This is a genomic window from Variovorax fucosicus, assembly GCF_030316825.1.
GTDB classification, from domain to species: domain Bacteria; phylum Pseudomonadota; class Gammaproteobacteria; order Burkholderiales; family Burkholderiaceae_C; genus Variovorax; species Variovorax fucosicus.
The window spans coordinates 202437-220983 of record NZ_JASZYU010000002.1; the positions used below are offsets into that span (position 1 = coordinate 202437).

Here is an 18547-nt window from a genome sequence, read left to right on the forward strand (position 1 = left end):
TTACATTCTGCTTTGAGCCGCTCCTTCAATCAGCAATTCGACCAGCATGGCGCCTGGCGTCGGAATTTCGCGCACCGGCTCAAATGGCTCTCGGGCTGGCTCAACGAAAACGAGCTGCTCGACCAGGCCGTGGCAGAGCGGCTGCGCGACCTTGAAGCGCAGATGCGCACCAGCAAGGTCATGGTGGCTTTCGTGGCCGAGTTCTCGCGCGGCAAGTCCGAACTCATCAACGCGATCTTCTTCGCCGGCTATGGCCGCCGCATCATGCCGGCGAGCGCCGGCCGCACTACGATGTGCCCGACCGAGCTGGGCTATGACCCAGCCACCGTGCCGAGCCTTCGGCTGCTGCCGATCGAAACCCGTCTCGAATCCCATTCGCTCACCCATTGGCGCGAGGACAAGACCCGCTGGACCGAACTGAAGATCGACGTCGACGACGCCGAGCAGTTGGCAGAAGCAATGCACAAGGTCGCCGAAGTCAACTGGGTGTCGCTGGGCGAAGCCCGTGCGCTCGGTTTCTGGAGCGACGACGACACCGAAGACAACCCGGTGCCCGACGCCGAAGGCCGTGTCGAGATTCCGCGCTGGCGGCATGCGGTGCTCAACATGCCGCATCCGCTGTTGGAGCAGGGGCTGGTCATTCTCGACACGCCCGGTCTCAATGCGATCGGCGCCGAACCCGAACTGACCGTAAGCCTGATCCCGCAGGCCCATGCGGTGGTGTTCATCCTTGGCGCCGACACCGGCGTGACGCGCTCCGACCTGTCGATCTGGCGCGAACATCTGATCACCGAAGGCGACCCCGGCGAAACGCGCATCGTGGTGCTCAACAAGATCGACACGATGTGGGACATCCTCAGCACACCGGAACAGATCGACGCGCAGATCGAGCGCCAGCGCACGGGCGCGGCAGATCTGCTCGGCGTGCCGTTGTCGCAGGTGCTGCCTGTCTCTGCGCAAAAGGGCTTGCAAGCCAAGATTCGCCGCGACCCGCCGCTGCTGCAGGCCAGCCGGCTGCCCGCGCTAGAAGCGGTGCTCGGCGAAGGCTTGCTCGGCAAACGCGAAACCATGCTGCGGGGCGCGGTCGACAACGGCATCGGCGCCTTGCGCACCGAAGCCACGCGCATTCTCAACGTGCGCCAGCGCGACCTGTCGGAGCAGGCGCTCGAACTGCAGGGCTTGCGTGGCAAGAACGTGTCGGTGATCCGGCACATGCGCACCCGCATCGAGCAGGAGCAAAACGAATTCGAGGGCAGCAACGCGCGCATCCTGGCCTTGCGTTCGGTGCAGGGCAAGCTGCTGCGCGAGGTGTATGCGGTGCTCGGCAGCACGGCGCTCAAGGCCGACATGGGCCGGCTTGCTGCCGCGCTCAAGCGCCCCGGCATCAAGTTCAATGTGCGCAAGGTGTACGGCGAAACTTTCGATGCGCTGCGCAACAACCTGCGCGAGGTGCAGGCCACCACGGCCGAAATTCAGGCCATGCTGCATGCCACTTTCCGTCAACTCAATTCGGAGCACGGCTTCACGCTGCTGGCGCCGTCCGAGCCCGACCTGATGGAGTTCCAGAAGCAGCTCACCCAGATCGAGAAGAGTCACACCCAGTACCTCGGCGTTGGCAACCTGCTCAAGCTGGCGCAGCCCGAGTTCTGCGACAAACTGGTTCGCGCGCTCGCGAGCCGGCTGCGCGTGGTGAACGAGGCCGCCATGAGCGAGGTCGAGCGCTGGAGCAAGGGCGCTGGCGCCCAACTCGATGCTCAACTGAAAGAACGCCGCCGCAACTTCAGCCGGCGCATTGAGGCGGTCGACCGGATCCAGCACGCTGCCGGCAACCTCGACGAACGACTCGCCGAGCTGGCCGCACAGGAAAACGGCCTGGCCGAGCTGCATCGCCGGCTGCGCGAACTCACCTCGCTGCTGACCAGCAACGAGGCGCCAACCTCCTCGCGCACCGAGCTTCGTGTCGCTTGAGCGCACGGCCGCCGCTTCGGCGGTGGCGGACGGTTTCTCCGAACGCGTGGTGCATTGGCAGCGCAGCCACGGCCGCAGCGAGTTGCCCTGGCAGAACACCCGCGACCCCTACCGTGTCTGGCTGTCCGAAGTCATGCTGCAGCAGACCCAGGTGTCGACCGTGCTCGGCTACTTCGACCGCTTTCTTGCGCGCTTTCCGACCGTGGCCGAATTGGCGGCGGCGGGCGAGGACGAAGTGTTCGGTCTCTGGAGCGGCCTCGGTTACTACAGCCGCGCCCGCAACATGCACCGTTGCGCGCAGGACGTGATGGCGCGCTTCGGCGGCGCGTTTCCGCAGCGGGCCGAACAGCTTGTCACGCTGCCCGGCATTGGCCGCTCGACCGCGGCGGCGATCGCGGCCTTCTGCTTCGGCGAGCGTGTCGCGATCCTCGACGGCAACGTCAAGCGCGTGTTGACGCGAGTGCTTGGATTCGACGCCGATCTGTCGGTCAGCGCCAACGAGCGCACGCTGTGGAACGCGGCGACCGAACTGCTGCCGCCGGCTGCTGCGCAACCCGGTGCGATCGAGCGCTACACGCAGGGGCTGATGGATCTTGGCGCCACGGTCTGCCTGCCGCGCAAACCAAGCTGCATGCTGTGCCCGGCCCATGAAATCTGCGTGGCCCGGCAGCAGGGCACGCCCGAAAACTACCCGGTCAGGACGCGCAAGCTCAAGCGCAGCGCGCAATCGCTCTGGCTGCTGCTGGCGCGCGATAGCGCAGGCCGCAGCTGGCTCGAGAAGCGCCCGGCGCGCGGCATCTGGGCGGGGTTGTATTGCCTGCCGGTGTTCGACAGCCATGCCGCGTTGCTCGAGGCCTTGCCCATGCAACTGCGCGGGTCGGTACGCGATGGCGCGCCGTTTCTGCACGTGCTGACGCACAAGGATCTGCACCTGCATCCGGTGCTTGCGAAGGGTGACACGAAATCGGCGATGCCCGGGACGGGGCAGTGGTTTGCGCCGGATGCATGGGACGGCCTAGGCCTGCCGGCGCCGGTGCGCAAGCTGCTTTCAGCCTGAGATCAGGTGCCGTCCAGCTCGCGATGGCGCTTGAGCGCGGCCCAGCGCGTGCCGAAGCCGCGCGCCAACTGCTCTACCAGGAACACCGAGCGATGTTGGCCGCCGGTGCAGCCGATCGCCACGGTCACGTAGCTGCGGTGATCCTGTGCCAGTGCGTCGAGCCAGCGGCCCAGGAACTGTTCGATGTCGCCGTACATGCGCGCCACGTCGTCGTGCTGTCGCAGCCAGTCGATCACCGGCGCGTCGCGCCCGGTCAGCGCGCGCAGGGCCGGCACGTAGTGCGGATTGGGCAGCATGCGCACGTCGAACACATAGTCGGCATCGAGCGGAACGCCGCGCTTGAAGGCGAAGGATTCGAACACCAGCGTGAGCGCGCTTTGCGGCGCCGAGATCAGCGCCTTGACGTAGCTCTGGAGTTGCGCCGGCCGGATGATGCTGGTGTCGATCACGTCGGCACCGTCGCGCAGGTCGGCCAGCAGTTCGCGTTCGAGCTCGATCGCCTGCACCAGCACGCGCTGCGTTTCGGGCGCGTCGGTGTGGCTCTCCTGGCGCGACAGCGGGTGGCGCCGACGGGTTTCGGAGTAGCGGCGCACCAGGGCGTCGGTGGTCGAGTCCAGGAACAGCGAGCGCAATGCCACGCCACCGCGCCGCAACGCTTCAAGCTCCTGCGGCACCATCGGCAGCGAGACGCCGCTGCGCACATCCATCGCAATCGCCACGCGTTCGCTGCGCTGCTCGTGCTGCAGCGCGATGAAGGGCATCAGCAGTTCGGGGGGCAGGTTGTCGACGCAGTAGTAGCCGGCGTCTTCCAGCGCATGCAATGCGACCGACTTGCCAGAGCCGGACATGCCGGTGATCAGCACCAGTTCAAGGCTCATGCGCCAACTTCCGAGGTTGGCTTGCCGAGCATTTCGCGCGCGTGGGCGAGCGATGTCTGCGACACCTTTTCGCCACCCAGCATGCGGGCAATTTCCTTTTCGCGCGTCGCGCCGTCGAGCAGCGTGACGCCGCTTTCGGTGCGGCCCGCGGTCTGGCGCTTGGCCACCACGAGGTGATGGTCGGCGCAGGCGGCGACCTGCGGCAGGTGGGTGACGGCCAGCACCTGCCGGTCGCGGCCCAGTTGTTTCATGAGGCGACCGACGGTTTCGGCCACGGCGCCGCCGACGCCGGCATCGACCTCGTCGAAGATCAAGGTCTGCGCGGTGCCGAGCTCGCTGGTCGTGACTGCGATCGCCAGCGCGATGCGGGACAGCTCACCCCCCGAGGCAACCTTGCCGATCGGGCGTGGCGTGCTGCCCGGATGACCGCTCACCAGAAAGCTGATGTCTTCGAGGCCCGCGCGGCCGGGCTGCGCGAGCGCCTGCAGCTTCACCTCGAAGCTGCCGCCCTGCATGCCGAGCCCCTGCATCGCGAGCGTGACCGCCTGGGCAAGCCTGGGTGCGGCCTGCTTGCGCGCCTTGCCGAGGGCCTTGGCTTCCTTCATGTAGCTCTGCTGCGCGGCCTGTTCGGCGCGTTCCAATGCTTCGAGGTCGCTCGCGGCGTCGAGCGCCTTCAGATCGGTTTGCCAGCCGGCCAGCAGGCCGGGCAAATCGGCCGGGCCGCGCTTGTAGCGGCGCGCGAGCGACATCCAGAGGCCCATGCGTTCGTCGAGTTCGGCCAGGCGCTGCGGATCGGTGTCGGCATGGCGCAGATAGCCGTGCAGGGTGTGCGCGGCGTCCGATGCCTGCGCCACGCTGGAGGCCAGCACTTCGCCGAGCACCTTGAATTCGGGCTCGATGTGTTCGCTGCTTTGCAACAGCGCTGCCGCTCTGGAGAGGGCGGCCAGTGCACCGCCGTCATCGCCCTCCAATGCCTCGCGTGCGCCCTCGGCGGCTTCGATCAGCGCCTGCGCGTTGGAGACGCGCGCGTGGTTGGTCGAGAGTTCTTCCCATTCGTCGACGCCCGGTGCGAGCTTCATCACCTCGGCGATCTGCCACTGCAGGCGTTCGCGTTCGCGCTGCAACGAGTCCTGCGCCGAGCGCGCGGTGTCGAGCGCGGACTGTGCTTGCCGCCAGGCGTGCCAGCATGCATCGAGCGCATCGGTGCGCACGCCGGCGTAGGCGTCGAGCAGGCCCCGCACCGCATCGGGACGCGTCAGGCTTTGCCAGGCGTGCTGGCCGTGAATGTCGAGCAGGCGGTCGCCGAGTTCACGCAGTTGCGTGGCCGTGGCAGGACTGCCGTTGATCCAGCCGCGGCTTCGGCCCTGCAGGTCGACCGTGCGCCGCAACAGCATCGCGTCGCCCGCCTCGAAGCCGCCTTCGTCGAGCCATCCGGCCAGGGCCGGGTCCGCATCGAATTCGGCCGACACGTCGAGCCGCTCGGCCCCTTCGCGCACCGCGCCCGCGTCGGCCCGGTTGCCAAGCGCGAGTTGCAGCGCATCGATGAGGATCGACTTGCCGGCGCCGGTCTCGCCGGTCAGCACGGTGAAGCCGCTCGACAGGTCGAGTTCGAGTTCGCGCACGATCACGAAGTCGCGCAGAACAATGCGTCGCAGGGCCACTTCAGGAACCTCCTTCGTTCCAGTGCAATTTTTTTCGCAGCGTGTCGAAATAGCTCCAGCCCTTGGGGTGCAGGAAGCGCACGCGATAGTCGGAGCGGCGCACCACGATGCGGTCACCATGCACGAGCGAGGCGAGCGACTGCATGTCGAAATTGGCGCTGGCGTCGCGGCCGGCCACGAGTTCGATCGTGATCTCGTCGGCGTCGGGCAAAAGGATCGGCCGGTTCGACAGCGTGTGCGGCGCGATCGGCACCAGCACCCAGCCGGGGATGGCGGGATGCAGAAGCGGCCCGCCGGCCGAGAGTGCATAGGCGGTGGAGCCCGTCGGCGAGGCGATGATCAATCCGTCGGCGCGCTGGTTGGCGACGAAATGCCGACCGACCGACACCCGCAGTTCCACCATGCCCGATGTGGCGCCGCGGTTGACCACCACGTCGTTCATCGCGAATGCGTCGAACACCACCTTGTCTTCGCGCACCACCTGGGCATGCATCAGGCTGCGATGGTCTTCCTCGTACTCGCCCGCGAGCATGGGGATCAGGGTGGCCTGGTAGTTGTCGAGCGGAATATCGGTGACGAAGCCGAGCCGGCCGCGGTTGATGCCGATCAGCGGCAAACCGTGGCGGGCCAGCTGCCGGCCGATGCCGAGCATGGTGCCGTCGCCGCCGACCACGAGGCCGAGATCGCATTGCTCGCCGATCTGCTCGACCGTGAGCGCACGGTAACGGCTGGTTTCGGGCTCGTCGCCGGTTGATTGCTCGACCACCACCTCGCAGCCCTGGCTTTCAAGAAAGGCGCCGATCTCGCACATCACGGCATCGAGCGAGCCGGCCTGCGCTCGCGCGCCGGACGCCTGGTATTTGCCGATCAGGGCGACGTGCCGGAAGCAGGAGGTCATGTACAAATTACAACATTAAAATCACTCGATGTTGGACGACCGCGCCAAGCTGCTGCTCAAGACTCTGGTCGAACGCTATATCGCGGACGGGCAGCCGGTCGGCTCGCGCACGCTCTCGCGCACAGCGGGCCTTGAGCTTTCGCCGGCGACCATCCGCAATGTGATGTCCGACCTCGAAGAGGCCGGGCTGATCGCCAGCCCGCATACCTCGGCCGGGCGCATTCCTACCTCTCGCGGCTACCGTCTTTTCGTCGACACGATGTTGACGAGCCGGCGTGAAGCTTTTGCGACACCACCGCTGTCGCCCGACCAGCCGCAGAAGGTGATCGCCAACGCGGCACAGCTGCTGTCGAACCTCTCGCATTTCGTCGGCGTCGTGATGGCGCCGCGCCGGCCTTCGGTGTTCCGGCATCTGGAGTTCATGCGGCTGTCGGATCGGCGGCTGCTGGTGATCATCGTCTCGCCCGACGGCGACGTGCAGAACCGCGTGATCTTTCCCGAGGCCGACTACACCCAGTCGCAGCTGGTCGAGGCATCGAACTACATCAACGCGCACTATGCAGGCCTGTCGATCGAGCAGGTGCGCGACCGGCTGCAGTCCGAGGTGGAAAAGCTGCGCGGCGAGATCGCGGCGCTGATGCAGGCTGCGGTGGCCGTCAGCAGCGAGGTGCTGACCGAGGCACGCGAAGAGGTCGTCGTGTCGGGCGAGCGCAACCTGCTCGCCGTGAGCGATTTCTCCAGCGACATGGGCCAGTTGCGCCGCGCATTCGACCTGTTCGAGCAGAAAGCGCAACTCATGCGTCTGCTCGACGTGTCGAGCCAGGCCGAGGGCGTGCGCATCTTCATTGGCGGCGAAAGCAAGGTGGTGCCGATCGACGAACTGTCGGTGGTCAGCGCCAACTACGAGGTCGACGGGCAGGTAGTGGGCACGCTCGGCGTGATCGGCCCGACGCGCATGCCCTACGAACGCATGATCCAGATCGTCGACATCACCTCGCGCCTGGTGAGCAATGCGCTCAGTGGCCGCAAGTAGCAAACAAGGCGACGACTAGAATCCGCCGGCCGGGCCGTTAGCTCAGTTGGTTAGAGCAGAGGACTCATAATCCTTTGGTCGTTGGTTCAAGTCCAACACGGCCTACCAGCGTCCCCGAAAGTGGATGCTATAATCGGAAGCTGTGCGGCTGTAGCTCAGTTGGATAGAGTACTTGGCTACGAACCAAGGGGTCGTGGGTTCAATTCCTGCCAGCCGCACCAACTCTCTTGAATGGCCTAGAAGATTTACCTCTTCTAGGCCATTTTCTTTTGGGGGAGCTACCGCTGCCACGAGGATCGAAGGGAGCTGAACCCTCCCGCGCCGTCTGGCCGCGTGCTGTAAATCCAGCTCTTGCTCTTGCAGGCTCCGAGGGCCAGGAACACGCCAAACTTGGAGCCCGGGGTTGCGGTGTCGCTTTTGGAGGCACAGCCGCGGGGACGCCCGTCCGACAACAGTTCGTGGCGATGTGCACACGCTTTTCCACAATGTTGTCCACCGCTCCAGTGGAGAACTTCCCCTGTGGGCTCGCGGCCAAAAGAGCGCCGCCGCCGGATGGTTGTACACATTTTGTAGTAAATGCCAGCAACACCAGAGAGTCCCCCATCGGCGTGGCTTCGGCCCGCGAAGGTTTATACAAAGCGGGGCACAATCGGTTGGAACGGGCGGGAGCAGCGTTGCGCAATGAGCAAAGCATTCACCAAAGAATCCGACGCGGAAGAAGACGATGACGACGGCGCGGGCGCTTCGCTCCCACCGTTGCCCGCCGGCGGCAAGAACTACATCACGCCGCAGGGCTACGCGCGCCTGCGCACCGAACTGCTCGAACTGATGGACGTCGAGCGGCCGAAGGTGGTCGAAGCCGTGCACTGGGCGGCAAAGAACGGCGACCGCTCCGAAAACGGTGACTACCTCTACGGCAAGAAGCGACTGCGCGAGATCGACCGGCGCATTCGCTTTCTCACCAAGCGGCTCGAGATCGCCGAGGTCACCGACCCTTCGGTGCACCACGGCAGCGACCAGATTTTCTTTGGCGCCACCGTGCGCTATGCCGACGAGGCTGGCGAGGAGCGCAGCGTGACGATCCTCGGCATCGACGAGGCCGAGAGCCAGAACGCGCAGGTCAGCTGGATCTCGCCGATCGCCCGTGCGCTGCTGAAGGCGCGCGAGGGCGATGTGGTCAAGCTCGTCACGCCGGGCGGCGCGCACGAGGTCGAGGTGCTGTCGGTGCGTTATCCCGAGCCGGGCGTCGTCGGGTCGGCCGAGTAGGGCGCCGGCACCACGCGGGCTGCGGCCAGCACCGAGGGCGTGCGTCGGGCGGCGCGCAGCACAGCGTCGAGATGGGTGCGGTCGCGCACGGCGATCACAAAGCGCAGGTCGGTCGAGTCCTGCGGGCTTTCGTCGGCCATTTCGACGTGCGTGATGTCGGCTTCGGCATCGGCCAGCGTTGCGGCCACGCGGGCCAGCACGCCCTTGTCGTTGCGCACCGTGACGACCACGCCGGTCTCGAAGGTTCGCACCGGGTCTTCGGCCCACTCGACCGCAAAGAAGCGTTCGCTGTCGCGGTGCCGCAGCCGTTGCCCGACGCCGCAATCGTTGGTGTGAACGACCAGGCCCTCGCCGTGGCCGAGGTAGCCGACGATCGGGTCGCCCGGGATCGGGCGGCAACAGAGCGCGAACCGTACCGACGAGTTCTCGCTGCCGTCGAGCGTGACCCCGCCCTGTGAAACCGTTTCGTGCGCCGTGAAGCGCTCGCGCGTGAGCAGCAACGCATCGGGTTTTTCACCGCGCTCAGCCAGCAGGAACATCAGGCGCTTGGCGACGATGCTCGCGATGCGGCGACCGAGGCCGATGTCGGTCAGCAACTCGGAGCGCGAGCGGTTGGCCGTGAAGCGCAACAACTTTTCCCAGATGAGCTGGTTCTCGGCATCGTCGGGCGGCAGCTTGCTGCGGCCTTCGGCGCGCAACGCCTGGGCCAGCAGCTTTTCGCCCAGCCCTTCGGACTCCGCGTGCGCCAGCGTCTTGAGGTAGTGGCGGATCTTGGAGCGCGCGCGCCCGGTGCGAACGAAGCCGAGCCAGGCCGGATTGGGTGTCGATACCGGCGCGGTGATGACCTCGACCACGTCGCCGTTCTTGAGTTCGGTGCGCAGCGGCACCTGGTCGCCGTTGATGCGGGCAGCCGAGGTGTGGTCGCCGATGTTGCTGTGGATGGCGTAGGCGAAGTCGACCACCGTGGCACCGCGCGGCAGCGCCATGATCTGGCTCTTGGGCGTGAACACGTAGACCGCGTCGGGAAACAGGTCGACCTTGACGTGGTCCCAGAACTCGGCCGCGTCGCGTGTTTCGTCCTGGATGTCGAGCAGCGACTGCAGCCACTTGGCGCCCAGCCGCTCGCGCGAGGCGGCGTTGTTGTCGGAGGCCTTGTAGAGCCAATGCGCTGCCACGCCCGATTCGGCCACCACATGCATGGCTTCGGTGCGCAACTGGAACTCGACGTTGACGCCCGACGGGCCGACCAGCGTGGTGTGCAGCGACTGGTAGCCGTTGAGCTTGGCGATCGCGATGTGGTCCTTGAACTTGCCCGGCAGCGGCTTGTACATCTGGTGCAGGATGCCCAGGCTGGTGTAGCAGGCGATCACGCTGGGCACGATCAGGCGAAAGCCGTAGATGTCGGTCACCTGGGCAAAGCTCAGGTGCTTCTCGTCCATCTTGCGGTAGATCGAGAAGAGTGTTTTTTCGCGCCCCGCGATGCGAACGGTGATGCCGGCGGCCGCAAACGCGGTTTCGAGCTCGCGCTGCACCTTGTGGATCAGGTCGCGCCGACGGCTGCGCGCCTTGGCCACGGCCTTGGCCAGGATTGCGTAGCGCCACGGCCGCAGGTGCCGGAACGAGAGTTCCTGCAGTTCGCGGTAGGTCTGGTTCAAGCCCAGGCGGTGGGCGATGGGCGCGTAGATCTCGAGCGTTTCGCCCGCGATGCGGCCCCATTTTTCGCGCGGCGCATCGTCCAGCGTGCGCATGTTGTGGGTGCGGTCGGCCAGCTTGATCAGGATCACGCGCACGTCGCGCGCCATCGCCAGCAGCATCTTGCGGAACGACTCGGCCTGGTTCTCCTCGCGCGTGTTGAACTGCAGCTTGTCGAGCTTGGTGAGGCCGTCGACCAGTTCGGCCACCGGGGCGCCGAAGCGTTCGATCAGCTCCGGTTTGGTCACGCCGCAGTCCTCGATCGCGTCGTGCAGCAGCGCGGCCATCAGGGCCTGCGCGTCGAGTTTCCACTCGGCGCACTGGGCTGCCACCGCGATCGGGTGCGTGATGTAGGGCTCGCCGCTGTTGCGCAGCTGGCCCAGGTGCGCCTCGTCGGCGAAGCGGTAGGCACGGCGCACCAGCTCGGTGTCTTCGGCGTTCAGGTAGTCGAGCCGGGCGGTCAGGGCCGCGAAGCTTGCGGCGGCCGCGTTCAGCGCGGCCGGGCTCGGTCGTGCTGCACCCCGCGGGGTGTTGGGCTCAGGTTTGACGACCGCACTCATAGGTGCCACTTTAGCGTGCGCGCCGCCGTGAGGCGGTTGCCCACAAAAAAGGCACCGCAAGCGGTGCCCTATTCAGGAGGCAGGGGGCCAACAGGTCAGCCGGGTACCTTCTTCAGCATTTCGAGGCCGATCTTGCCTTCGGCGATTTCGCGCAGCGCGGTCACGGCCGGCTTGTTCTTGCTCTCGATCTTGGGCGCATGGCCCTGGCTCAGCATGCGGGCGCGGTAGGTGGCGGCCAGAACGAGCTGAAAACGGTTCGGGATCTGAAGCAGGCAGTCTTCGACGGTGATGCGGGCCATGAGGAGCTTTCGGTGGTCGGGTGTCAGGGAATGTTCAGTGCGGCGAAGGTATCGGCCCGCGCGCGTCGCTGGGCGGAATAACGCAGCCGCTGGGCGTGAACAATGGCTTTCAGGTCGAAAAGCGCACGCTCGAACAACTCATTGATTATAACGAAGTCGAATTCGTTGGCCCGGGCCATCTCCTCGGCGGCATTGCGCAGGCGCAGCGCGATCACCTCGGCGCTGTCTTCGCCGCGCCGCTCCAGCCGCGAGCGCAGCTCTTCCCAGCTCGGCGGCAGGATGAAGATCAGCACCGCGTTGGCGAAGGTCTTGCGGATCTGGATCGCGCCCTGGAAGTCGATCTCGAGGATCACGTCGGCGCCCTGCGCCACCCGCTCCTCGATCGCCCGCTTCGACGTGCCATAGCGCTGCTCGTGCACGTGCGCCCATTCGACAAACGCGTCAGCCGCCACCATCGCGTCGAACTCCGGGTTGGACGCGAAGAAGTATTCGCGGCCGTGCTTTTCCTGGCCGCGCGGCGGCCGGGTGGTGTGCGACACCGACGGCTGCACGGCCGAATCCAGTTCCATCAGCGCCTTGACGAGGCTCGACTTGCCGGCGCCGCTCGGCGCCGCCACCACAAAAATATTGCCGGGGTAATCCATCGGGCGTTCGTTTCTTATTCGATGTTCTGCACCTGCTCGCGCATCTGCTCGATCAGCACTTTCATGTCGACCCCGATGCGGGTGAGCTCCAGCGCCGCCGACTTGGAGCCGAGCGTGTTGGCCTCGCGGTGCAGCTCCTGGATCAGGAAATCGAGCCGCTTGCCGATCTCGCCGCCCTTGGCCACGAGGCGCTCGATCTCGTCGAGGTGCGAACTGAGGCGGGTGAGCTCTTCGGCCACGTCGATGCGGATCGCAAACGCCGTGGCTTCGGTCAGCGCACGGTCCTGCGCCGCTTCGGGCAAGGTGCCGCCGACCAGGCCCATCGCCTCCTGCCAGCGTTCCAGAAAGCGGGTGCGCTGCTGCTCCACCAGCTTCGGCACCAGCGGGCCGGCCTGGGCGGCCAGCTTGCGCAGTTCGCCGAGGTGCTCGTTCAGCATCGACGCCAGCCGGGCGCCTTCGCGGGCCCGGGCTTCCATCATCGCGGCAAGCGTCTTGCCGGTGACTTCGACCAGGTCGGCACCCCAGTCGCCGCGTGCGCTGCCATCGCCGCTGGCCAGCCGCAGCACGTCGGCCACGCTGAGTTCGCGCGCGCTCGGCAGCCAGGCCTTGATGCCGTCCTGCACGCCGTTGAGCCGCTGCAGCAGCTTGACCGAAGGCTCGACCACCCCCGAGGCTGCACTGTTCTCGAAGTTGGCGCGCACCTCCACCTTGCCGCGCTTGAGGCTGCGCGTGAGCAGCTCGCGCAGGGCCGGTTCGTGCTGGCGCAGTTCCTCGGGGAGCTTGAAGGTCAGGTCGAGAAACCGGCTGTTGACCGAGCGGATTTCGACGCCGAGACGGCCTGCCACAGCAGGGCGCGCGTCGGCTTCGGCGTGGCTACCCCCGGGGGTGTTCTGGCCACTGGCATAGCCGGTCATGCTGTAAACTGGCATTGCGCCTCACTGTGTATTTGTTTGCTCGCACCGAGGCAACGGCACAGCGTTCGCTTGCTGCCCCATCGCCTTCGGGCGAAACTCCCGGATTATGTCAAAGGTCAAACCTTCGCCTCTGTTGCCCGATACGGTGATCGGTGGATACCGTGTGATACGGCGGCTCTCGGCCGGTGGTTTCGGCGTGGTTTATCTGGCGGTCGACCATTCCGGCCAGCAGGTCGCGATCAAGGAATATCTGCCGTCTTCGCTCGCCACCCGCGGTGTCGGAGAGCTGGCGCCGCAGGTCGCACCCGAAAAGCTGTCGCTCTACCGGCTCGGACTCAAGAGCTTCTTTGAGGAAGGCCGCTCGCTCGCCCAGATCTCGCATGCCTCGGTGGTCAGCGTGCTCAACTTCTTCCGCGAGAACGAAACCGTCTACATGGTGATGAACCACCTGGAGGGCGCGACCCTGCAGGATTTCATCGTCACCGCGCGCGACCTGAAGAAGCAGAAGGTCTTCCGCGAGTCGACCATCCGCTCGCTGTTCGACGAGATCCTGCGCGGCCTGCGCATCGTGCACCAGCACAAGATGCTGCACCTGGACATCAAGCCCGCCAACATCTTCGTGACCGACGATGACCGCGCCGTGATGATCGACTTCGGCGCCGCGCGCGAAGTGCTTTCCAAGGAAGGCAACTTCATCCGCCCGATGTACACGCCCGGCTTTGCCGCGCCCGAGATGTACCGCCGCGACTCGTCGATGGGCCCATGGACCGACATCTACGCCATCGGCGCCTGCATCTACGCCTGCATGCAGGGCTATCCGCCCAGCGACGCGCCGCAGCGCATCGAGAAAGACCGGCTGGGCCTGTCGCTTTCGCGGCTGCGCGGCATCTACTCCGACAACATGATCGAGGTGGTCGAGTGGTGCATGTCGCTCGATCCGCTCTCCCGTCCGCAGTCGGTGTTTGCATTGCAAAAAGAGCTGAGCCGTGAGGGCGAACGCCACTACACCAAGCTCACTGTCGGGGAGAAGGTGCGCCTGTCGATCGACAACATGCGCTCGTTCGAAAAGAAGGGGCTGCCCAAGGCGGCCGCACCCACCACACGACCGGCATGAAGTTCTCAGTTTTCCAGGTCAGCCGCAAAGGCGGGCGTCTCAAGAACGAAGACCGCATGGGCTACTGCTACACGCGGGAGTCCGGCCTGTTCGTGCTGGCCGACGGCATGGGCGGCCATCCCGAGGGCGAGGTTGCGGCGCAGATGGCGCTGCAGACCATTGCCGCGCTCTACCAGCGCGAAGCCCGGCCGGTGGTGAAGGACGTGCGCGCCTTTCTCACCTCGTCGGCGCTCTCGGCACACCAGCAGATCATGCGCTACGCCGGCAACAAGGCGATGCTCGACACGCCGCGCACCACGCTCGTGGCTGCGGTGCTGCAGGGCACGACAGCCACGTGGCTCCATTGCGGCGATTCGCGGCTCTACGTGGTGCGCGACGGGCAATTGCTCACCCGCACGCGCGACCATTCGCATGCCGAGCGCCCGCGGCTCGACCAGGGCGCCGAGCCGGTCAACCGCAACCTGCTGCTGACCTGCCTCGGCTCGCCGACCACGCCCACGCTGGATGTCTCGGCCCCGCTCACCCTGCTGCAGGGCGACCGCATCATGCTGTGCTCCGACGGCGTCTGGGGCGTGCTCGACGACGACCACATCGTGCGCACACTGAGCAACCGCCCGGTGTCGGATGCCGCACCCGAGCTGGCCGAATCCGCGCTGCGCAGCGGCGGCTCGCACAGCGACAACGTGACCTTGATCGCGCTCGAATGGGAAACCCCTGACGCGCCGGGCAAGGATCGCGGCGTTTCCACCGAAACCATCAGCGAAGGCGTTTTCGCCTCGACCATCCAGGCCGGCATGCCCTCCGACAACGAAGGCGACGACCTCGACGAGGACGCCATCGAGCGCTCGATCGCCGAGATCAACGAAGCCATCCGCCGCTCGGCCGCAAGGAAGAGCTAACCCCCAGTCTTCGCGCACTTCGTGTCGCTGCGCCAACCCCCCTTTCAGGGGGCAACACCGGCGGCCCGGCGGAGCCGGTTCCGCGGTGTTCCACGAATGGGGGCGACGGCCGAGGCTCCTTGTTTTCTTGTTTACCTGCTCTGGACCAAATGACTGCTTTCACACGAAGCGGCGGCCGTGCCGCCGACCAACTGCGCCCCGTTCGCATCACGCGCGGCTTCACCATCCATGCCGAGGGCTCGGTGCTGATCGAGTTCGGCGAAACCCGCGTGCTCTGCACCGCCTCGGTCGAAGAGAAAGTGCCGCCGCACAAGCGCGGCAGCGGCGAGGGCTGGGTCACGGCCGAATACGGCATGCTGCCGCGCGCCACCCACACCCGCAGCGACCGCGAGGCCGCGCGCGGCAAGCAGAGCGGCCGCACCCAGGAAATCCAGCGCCTGATCGGCCGCTCGATGCGCGCCGTGTTCGACCTTAAGGCGCTCGGCGAGCGCACCATCCACCTCGACTGCGACGTGCTGCAGGCCGACGGCGGCACTCGCACGGCCGCCATCACCGGCGCTTTCGTGGCGGCGCAGGATGCGGTCAACAAGTTGCTGGCGGCCGGCAAGATCGCGGCCACGCCGATCCGCGGGCCGGTGGCCGCCATTTCGGTCGGTATCGTGCAAGGCACGCCGCTGCTCGACCTGGAATACACCGAAGACTCGGCCTGTGACACCGACATGAACGTCGTGATGACCGGGGCCGGCCACTTCGTCGAGGTGCAGGGCACGGCCGAAGGCGCCGCATTCACCCGCGCCGAGATGGACGCGCTGCTCGGGCTGGCCGACAAGGGCATTCAGGAGCTCGTCCTGCTGCAACAGCAATCGCTATCAAAATAAGAGCTTCCGGTGTCCACCCAAAGGGCGCCGACGCTCTTTTGTGGACATGAAACTGGTTCTCGCTTCCAACAATGCCGGCAAACTGGCGGAACTCCAGCAACTGCTGGCGCCGCTCGACGTGAGGCTGGTGCGCCAGGCCGAGCTCGGCGTGGGCGAGGCCGAGGAGCCGTTTCGCACCTTTGTCGAAAACGCGCTGGCCAAGGCGCGGCATGCCGCGGCCGCCACCGGGCTGCCCGCCATCGCCGACGACGCCGGGCTCTGCGTGGAGGCGTTCGGCGGCCTGCCGGGCGTGGACACCGCCTTCTATGCCACGCAGTTCGGCTATGCCAAGGGTGACGACAACAACGTGCGTGCCCTGCTCGAGCAGATGGCCGAAGTGCAAGACCGGCGCGCCGCGCTGGTCAGCACGCTGGTGGCCTTGCGCAGTGCCGAAGACCCCGAGCCGCTGATCGCGGTCGGCCGCGTCGCCGGCGAGATCACGCGTGCGCCGGTCGGCGACAACGGCTTCGGCTTCGACCCCGTGATGTTCCTGCCCGTCTTCGGCCAGACCTTCGCGCAGCTTTCGCCCGAGGTCAAAAACGCCAACAGTCACCGAGGCCAGGCGGCCCGCGCGATGCTGGCACTGATGCGCGAGCGCTGGTCGCGATGAGCACGGTCGTCCCGATCGCGGCTGCCCTGCAGGCCGGCGCCCCGGACGCCAACAACGTGCTGCACCTGATGCGGCCCGGCCCGCTGCAGCTGGCCGCGCTGCCGCCCCTGTCGCTCTATGTGCACCTGCCCTGGTGCCTGCGCAAATGCCCGTATTGCGATTTCAATTCGCACGAGTGGTCGACCGGGCAGGGCGGAGCCTTGCCGGAGCAGCGCTACCTCGACGCGCTGGTGGCCGACCTCGACGCGGCGCTGCCCCTCATCTGGGGCCGCACCGTGCACACCGTGTTCATCGGTGGCGGCACGCCCAGCCTGTTTTCGCCCGAGGCGATCGACCGCCTCATCGGCGACCTGCGCGCCCGTCTCAAGCTGGCACCGGATTGCGAGATCTCCCTCGAAGCCAACCCCGGCACCTTTGAGCGCAACCGCTTCCGTGCCTACCGCGCTGCCGGCGTCACGCGGCTGTCGGTCGGGGTGCAGAGCTTCAACGACGAGCACCTCCAGGCGCTTGGCCGGGTGCACGACCGGGCCCAGGCCATTGCCGCCGTGGAAGAGGCGGCCAGCGCCTTCGACACCTTCAACCTCGACCTGATGTACGCGCTGCCGGGCCAGACCGCAGCGCAGTTCGAGGCCGACCTCGACCAGGCGCTGGCCCTGGCGCCGCCGCATCTCTCGGTCTACCACCTCACGATCGAGCCCAACACCTACTTCGCCAAATTCCCGCCGAAGGTGCCCGAGGACGACGACGCCTACGCAATGCTCGACCGCATCGTCGAACGCGCGAACGCCGCCGGATTGGCGCGATATGAGGTTTCGGCCTACGCGCGCGAAGGCCACACCTGTGCTCACAATCTCAACTACTGGCAGTTCGGCGATTACCTCGGTATTGGCGCTGGCGCCCACAGCAAATTGAGCTTTGCGCACCGCATCGTGCGACAGGTTCGCTTTCGGGAACCCCAGCGCTACATGGACCAGGCGCTGGCCGGGGCCGCAGTGGCGCAAAGCGAAGACGTGGCCGTGGCCGAATTGCCGTTCGAATTCATGCTCAACGCCTTGAGACTGAAAGACGGTTTTTCCCTGCAACAGTTCGGTGAACGCACCGGGCTCGCAACAACCGCCATTCAACGCGGGCTCAGCCAGGCCGAAAAAGATGGCCTGCTGGCGCGCGACCTCCGTCATGTTTGGCCGACGGAGCGGGGTCTCGATTTCTTGAGTGACTTACAGACATTGTTCTTGCCCGACGCATGACCTCCAGCCTGCCTACCCCGCCACCGACCGACGAACTGCATCAACAAGGCGAAGCCGAAGCCCAGCCTCAACGCAGATCACGTGGACGGCCCAGCGTGGTTCAGGCCAACGAGCTGCGCGAGGCATTTCTGGAAGCAGCGACGCAATCCTTTCTGGACAAGGGGTATGCCTCCACCAGCATCGAAGCCGTTGCGCGCGACGCGGGTGTCGCCAAGATCACCATCTACCGTCAGTTCGAAAACAAGCGCGCCTTGTTTCGCGAGGTCATCCACCGGTCGCTCGACCATGCGCGCACCAGCATGCACGCGGCGCTCAAGGGCGACAAGACCGACACCGAAGAACGCCTGCTCGAACTGATCGAGGGCATCTACCTGGGCGCTAGCGACCCCCGCACGCTGGGGCTCCTGCGGCTGGTGATCGCCGAGGCGACGCGCTTCCCCGAACTGTCCAGAATGGTCTACACCGAGAACAGCCAGCTGCTGGACCCGCTGGTTCACTACCTGGCCGAAGCCCATCGCGCCGGCAAACTGCACGTGCCGGAGCCTGAACTCACGGCGGTGCAGTTGTCGACGCTGGCGTATGGCGGCGTCCGCTTTTTCATCGCCAACCCGCTCGCCAGCCCAACCGAACGCCGCGCATGGGCCCGAGGCGTTCTGGATCTGGTGCTGCACGGCCTGCGGCCGCGTCATGCATCGGCCGCGGAAAAACAGGAAGCGCCACGCCAGCAAGGCAGCACCGTCTAAAATCGCCCGCTCGGAGAGTTGGGTGAGTGGTTTAAACCAGCAGTCTTGAAAACTGCCGACGGGCAACCGTCCGTGAGTTCGAATCTCACACTCTCCGCCACTTGAGCGTTCCGCAGCGGCCCGCTAAGCCCCAATATCCCCGTTTTC

Annotated in this window: 17 protein-coding genes and 3 tRNA genes; 13 read left to right on the forward strand and 7 right to left on the reverse strand. The window is 66.2% G+C overall.

What is annotated here, in order from left to right:
- Positions 1–12: 12 nt before the first annotated feature.
- Positions 13–1968, forward strand: a complete 1956-nt coding sequence (locus tag QTI05_RS13095; protein ID WP_286539220.1) for a dynamin family protein — start codon at positions 13–15, stop codon at positions 1966–1968.
- Positions 1958–3025: an A/G-specific adenine glycosylase gene (mutY, locus tag QTI05_RS13100; protein WP_286621629.1), complete on the forward strand. Its 1068-nt coding sequence runs from the start codon at positions 1958–1960 to the stop codon at positions 3023–3025. Before QTI05_RS13095 ends, mutY begins: the two co-directional genes overlap by 11 nt.
- 2 nt (positions 3026–3027) lie before the next feature.
- On the opposite strand, the gene rapZ is transcribed toward mutY, so the two are convergent.
- The 3 genes from rapZ to QTI05_RS13115 are packed head-to-tail and all read right to left on the reverse strand — an operon-like array spanning position 3028 to position 6462.
- Positions 3028–3903 carry an RNase adapter RapZ gene (gene rapZ / locus QTI05_RS13105; protein ID WP_286539217.1) on the reverse strand — a complete coding sequence of 292 codons (876 nt, stop codon included), beginning with the start codon at positions 3901–3903 and terminating at the stop codon, positions 3028–3030.
- Positions 3900–5564, reverse strand: coding sequence for a DNA repair protein RecN (gene recN / locus QTI05_RS13110; RefSeq protein WP_286621631.1), 1665 nt, complete (start codon positions 5562–5564; stop codon positions 3900–3902). Before recN ends, rapZ begins: the two co-directional genes overlap by 4 nt.
- Position 5565: 1 nt before the next feature.
- Positions 5566–6462, reverse strand: a complete 897-nt coding sequence (locus QTI05_RS13115; RefSeq protein ID WP_286621634.1) for an NAD kinase — start codon at positions 6460–6462, stop codon at positions 5566–5568.
- Between the two features lie 28 nt (positions 6463–6490).
- On the opposite strand from QTI05_RS13115, the gene hrcA reads away from it, so the two are divergent.
- The 4 genes from hrcA to greB all read left to right on the forward strand — a co-directional run bounded on the left by hrcA (position 6491) and on the right by greB (position 8761).
- Positions 6491–7495, forward strand: a complete 1005-nt coding sequence (gene hrcA / locus QTI05_RS13120) for a heat-inducible transcriptional repressor HrcA (RefSeq protein WP_286539212.1) — start codon at positions 6491–6493, stop codon at positions 7493–7495.
- Between the two features lie 31 nt (positions 7496–7526).
- Positions 7527–7603, forward strand: a tRNA-Ile gene (locus tag QTI05_RS13125).
- A gap of 36 nt (positions 7604–7639) precedes the next feature.
- A tRNA-Arg gene (locus tag QTI05_RS13130) sits at positions 7640–7716 on the forward strand.
- Positions 7717–8176: 460 nt separating this feature from the next.
- Entirely contained in the window at positions 8177–8761 is a 585-nt protein-coding gene (greB, locus tag QTI05_RS13135) for a transcription elongation factor GreB (protein WP_286539211.1), read from the forward strand.
- Here greB and QTI05_RS13140 read toward each other — a convergent pair.
- The 4 genes from QTI05_RS13140 to QTI05_RS13155 form a co-directional block, all read right to left on the reverse strand.
- Positions 8725–11013, reverse strand: a complete 2289-nt coding sequence (locus tag QTI05_RS13140; RefSeq protein ID WP_286539210.1) for a RelA/SpoT family protein — start codon at positions 11011–11013, stop codon at positions 8725–8727. The genes greB and QTI05_RS13140 overlap by 37 nt on opposite strands.
- A gap of 95 nt (positions 11014–11108) precedes the next feature.
- Positions 11109–11312, reverse strand: a complete 204-nt coding sequence (rpoZ, locus tag QTI05_RS13145; RefSeq protein ID WP_015867100.1) for a DNA-directed RNA polymerase subunit omega — start codon at positions 11310–11312, stop codon at positions 11109–11111.
- A gap of 23 nt (positions 11313–11335) precedes the next feature.
- Positions 11336–11956 (reverse strand): guanylate kinase, encoded by a 621-nt coding sequence (gene gmk / locus QTI05_RS13150; RefSeq protein WP_286539208.1) that lies wholly within the window; start codon positions 11954–11956, stop codon positions 11336–11338.
- A 14-nt stretch (positions 11957–11970) separates the two neighbouring features.
- The gene (locus QTI05_RS13155; RefSeq protein ID WP_286621637.1) at positions 11971–12885 is read right to left on the reverse strand and encodes a YicC/YloC family endoribonuclease; all 915 of its coding nucleotides are present in this window, start codon (positions 12883–12885) and stop codon (positions 11971–11973) included.
- A 91-nt stretch (positions 12886–12976) separates the two neighbouring features.
- Here QTI05_RS13155 and QTI05_RS13160 point away from each other — a divergent pair, with 91 nt between their 5' ends.
- The 7 genes from QTI05_RS13160 (at position 12977) to QTI05_RS13190 (ending at position 18500) form a co-directional block, all read left to right on the forward strand.
- Positions 12977–13984: a serine/threonine protein kinase gene (locus QTI05_RS13160; protein ID WP_286539205.1), complete on the forward strand. Its 1008-nt coding sequence runs from the start codon at positions 12977–12979 to the stop codon at positions 13982–13984.
- A complete protein-coding gene (locus QTI05_RS13165) occupies positions 13981–14883 on the forward strand; it encodes a PP2C family protein-serine/threonine phosphatase (protein WP_286539203.1) in 903 nt (300 codons plus the stop codon). Before QTI05_RS13160 ends, QTI05_RS13165 begins: the two co-directional genes overlap by 4 nt.
- A gap of 149 nt (positions 14884–15032) precedes the next feature.
- On the forward strand, positions 15033–15761 hold the full coding sequence (gene rph / locus QTI05_RS13170; RefSeq protein ID WP_286539202.1) for a ribonuclease PH: 729 nt from the start codon (positions 15033–15035) through the stop codon (positions 15759–15761).
- A 46-nt stretch (positions 15762–15807) separates the two neighbouring features.
- Positions 15808–16410 carry an RdgB/HAM1 family non-canonical purine NTP pyrophosphatase gene (rdgB, locus tag QTI05_RS13175; protein ID WP_286539201.1) on the forward strand — a complete coding sequence of 201 codons (603 nt, stop codon included), beginning with the start codon at positions 15808–15810 and terminating at the stop codon, positions 16408–16410.
- Complete coding sequence (hemW, locus tag QTI05_RS13180; RefSeq protein WP_286621640.1) at positions 16407–17657, forward strand: radical SAM family heme chaperone HemW; 1251 nt, start codon at positions 16407–16409, stop codon at positions 17655–17657. The genes rdgB and hemW overlap by 4 nt, the downstream gene beginning before the upstream one ends.
- Positions 17654–18400, forward strand: a complete 747-nt coding sequence (locus QTI05_RS13185) for a TetR/AcrR family transcriptional regulator (protein ID WP_286539199.1) — start codon at positions 17654–17656, stop codon at positions 18398–18400. Before hemW ends, QTI05_RS13185 begins: the two co-directional genes overlap by 4 nt.
- Positions 18401–18412: 12 nt before the next feature.
- Positions 18413–18500: transfer RNA gene (locus QTI05_RS13190), tRNA-Ser, on the forward strand.
- Positions 18501–18547 lie beyond the last annotated feature (47 nt).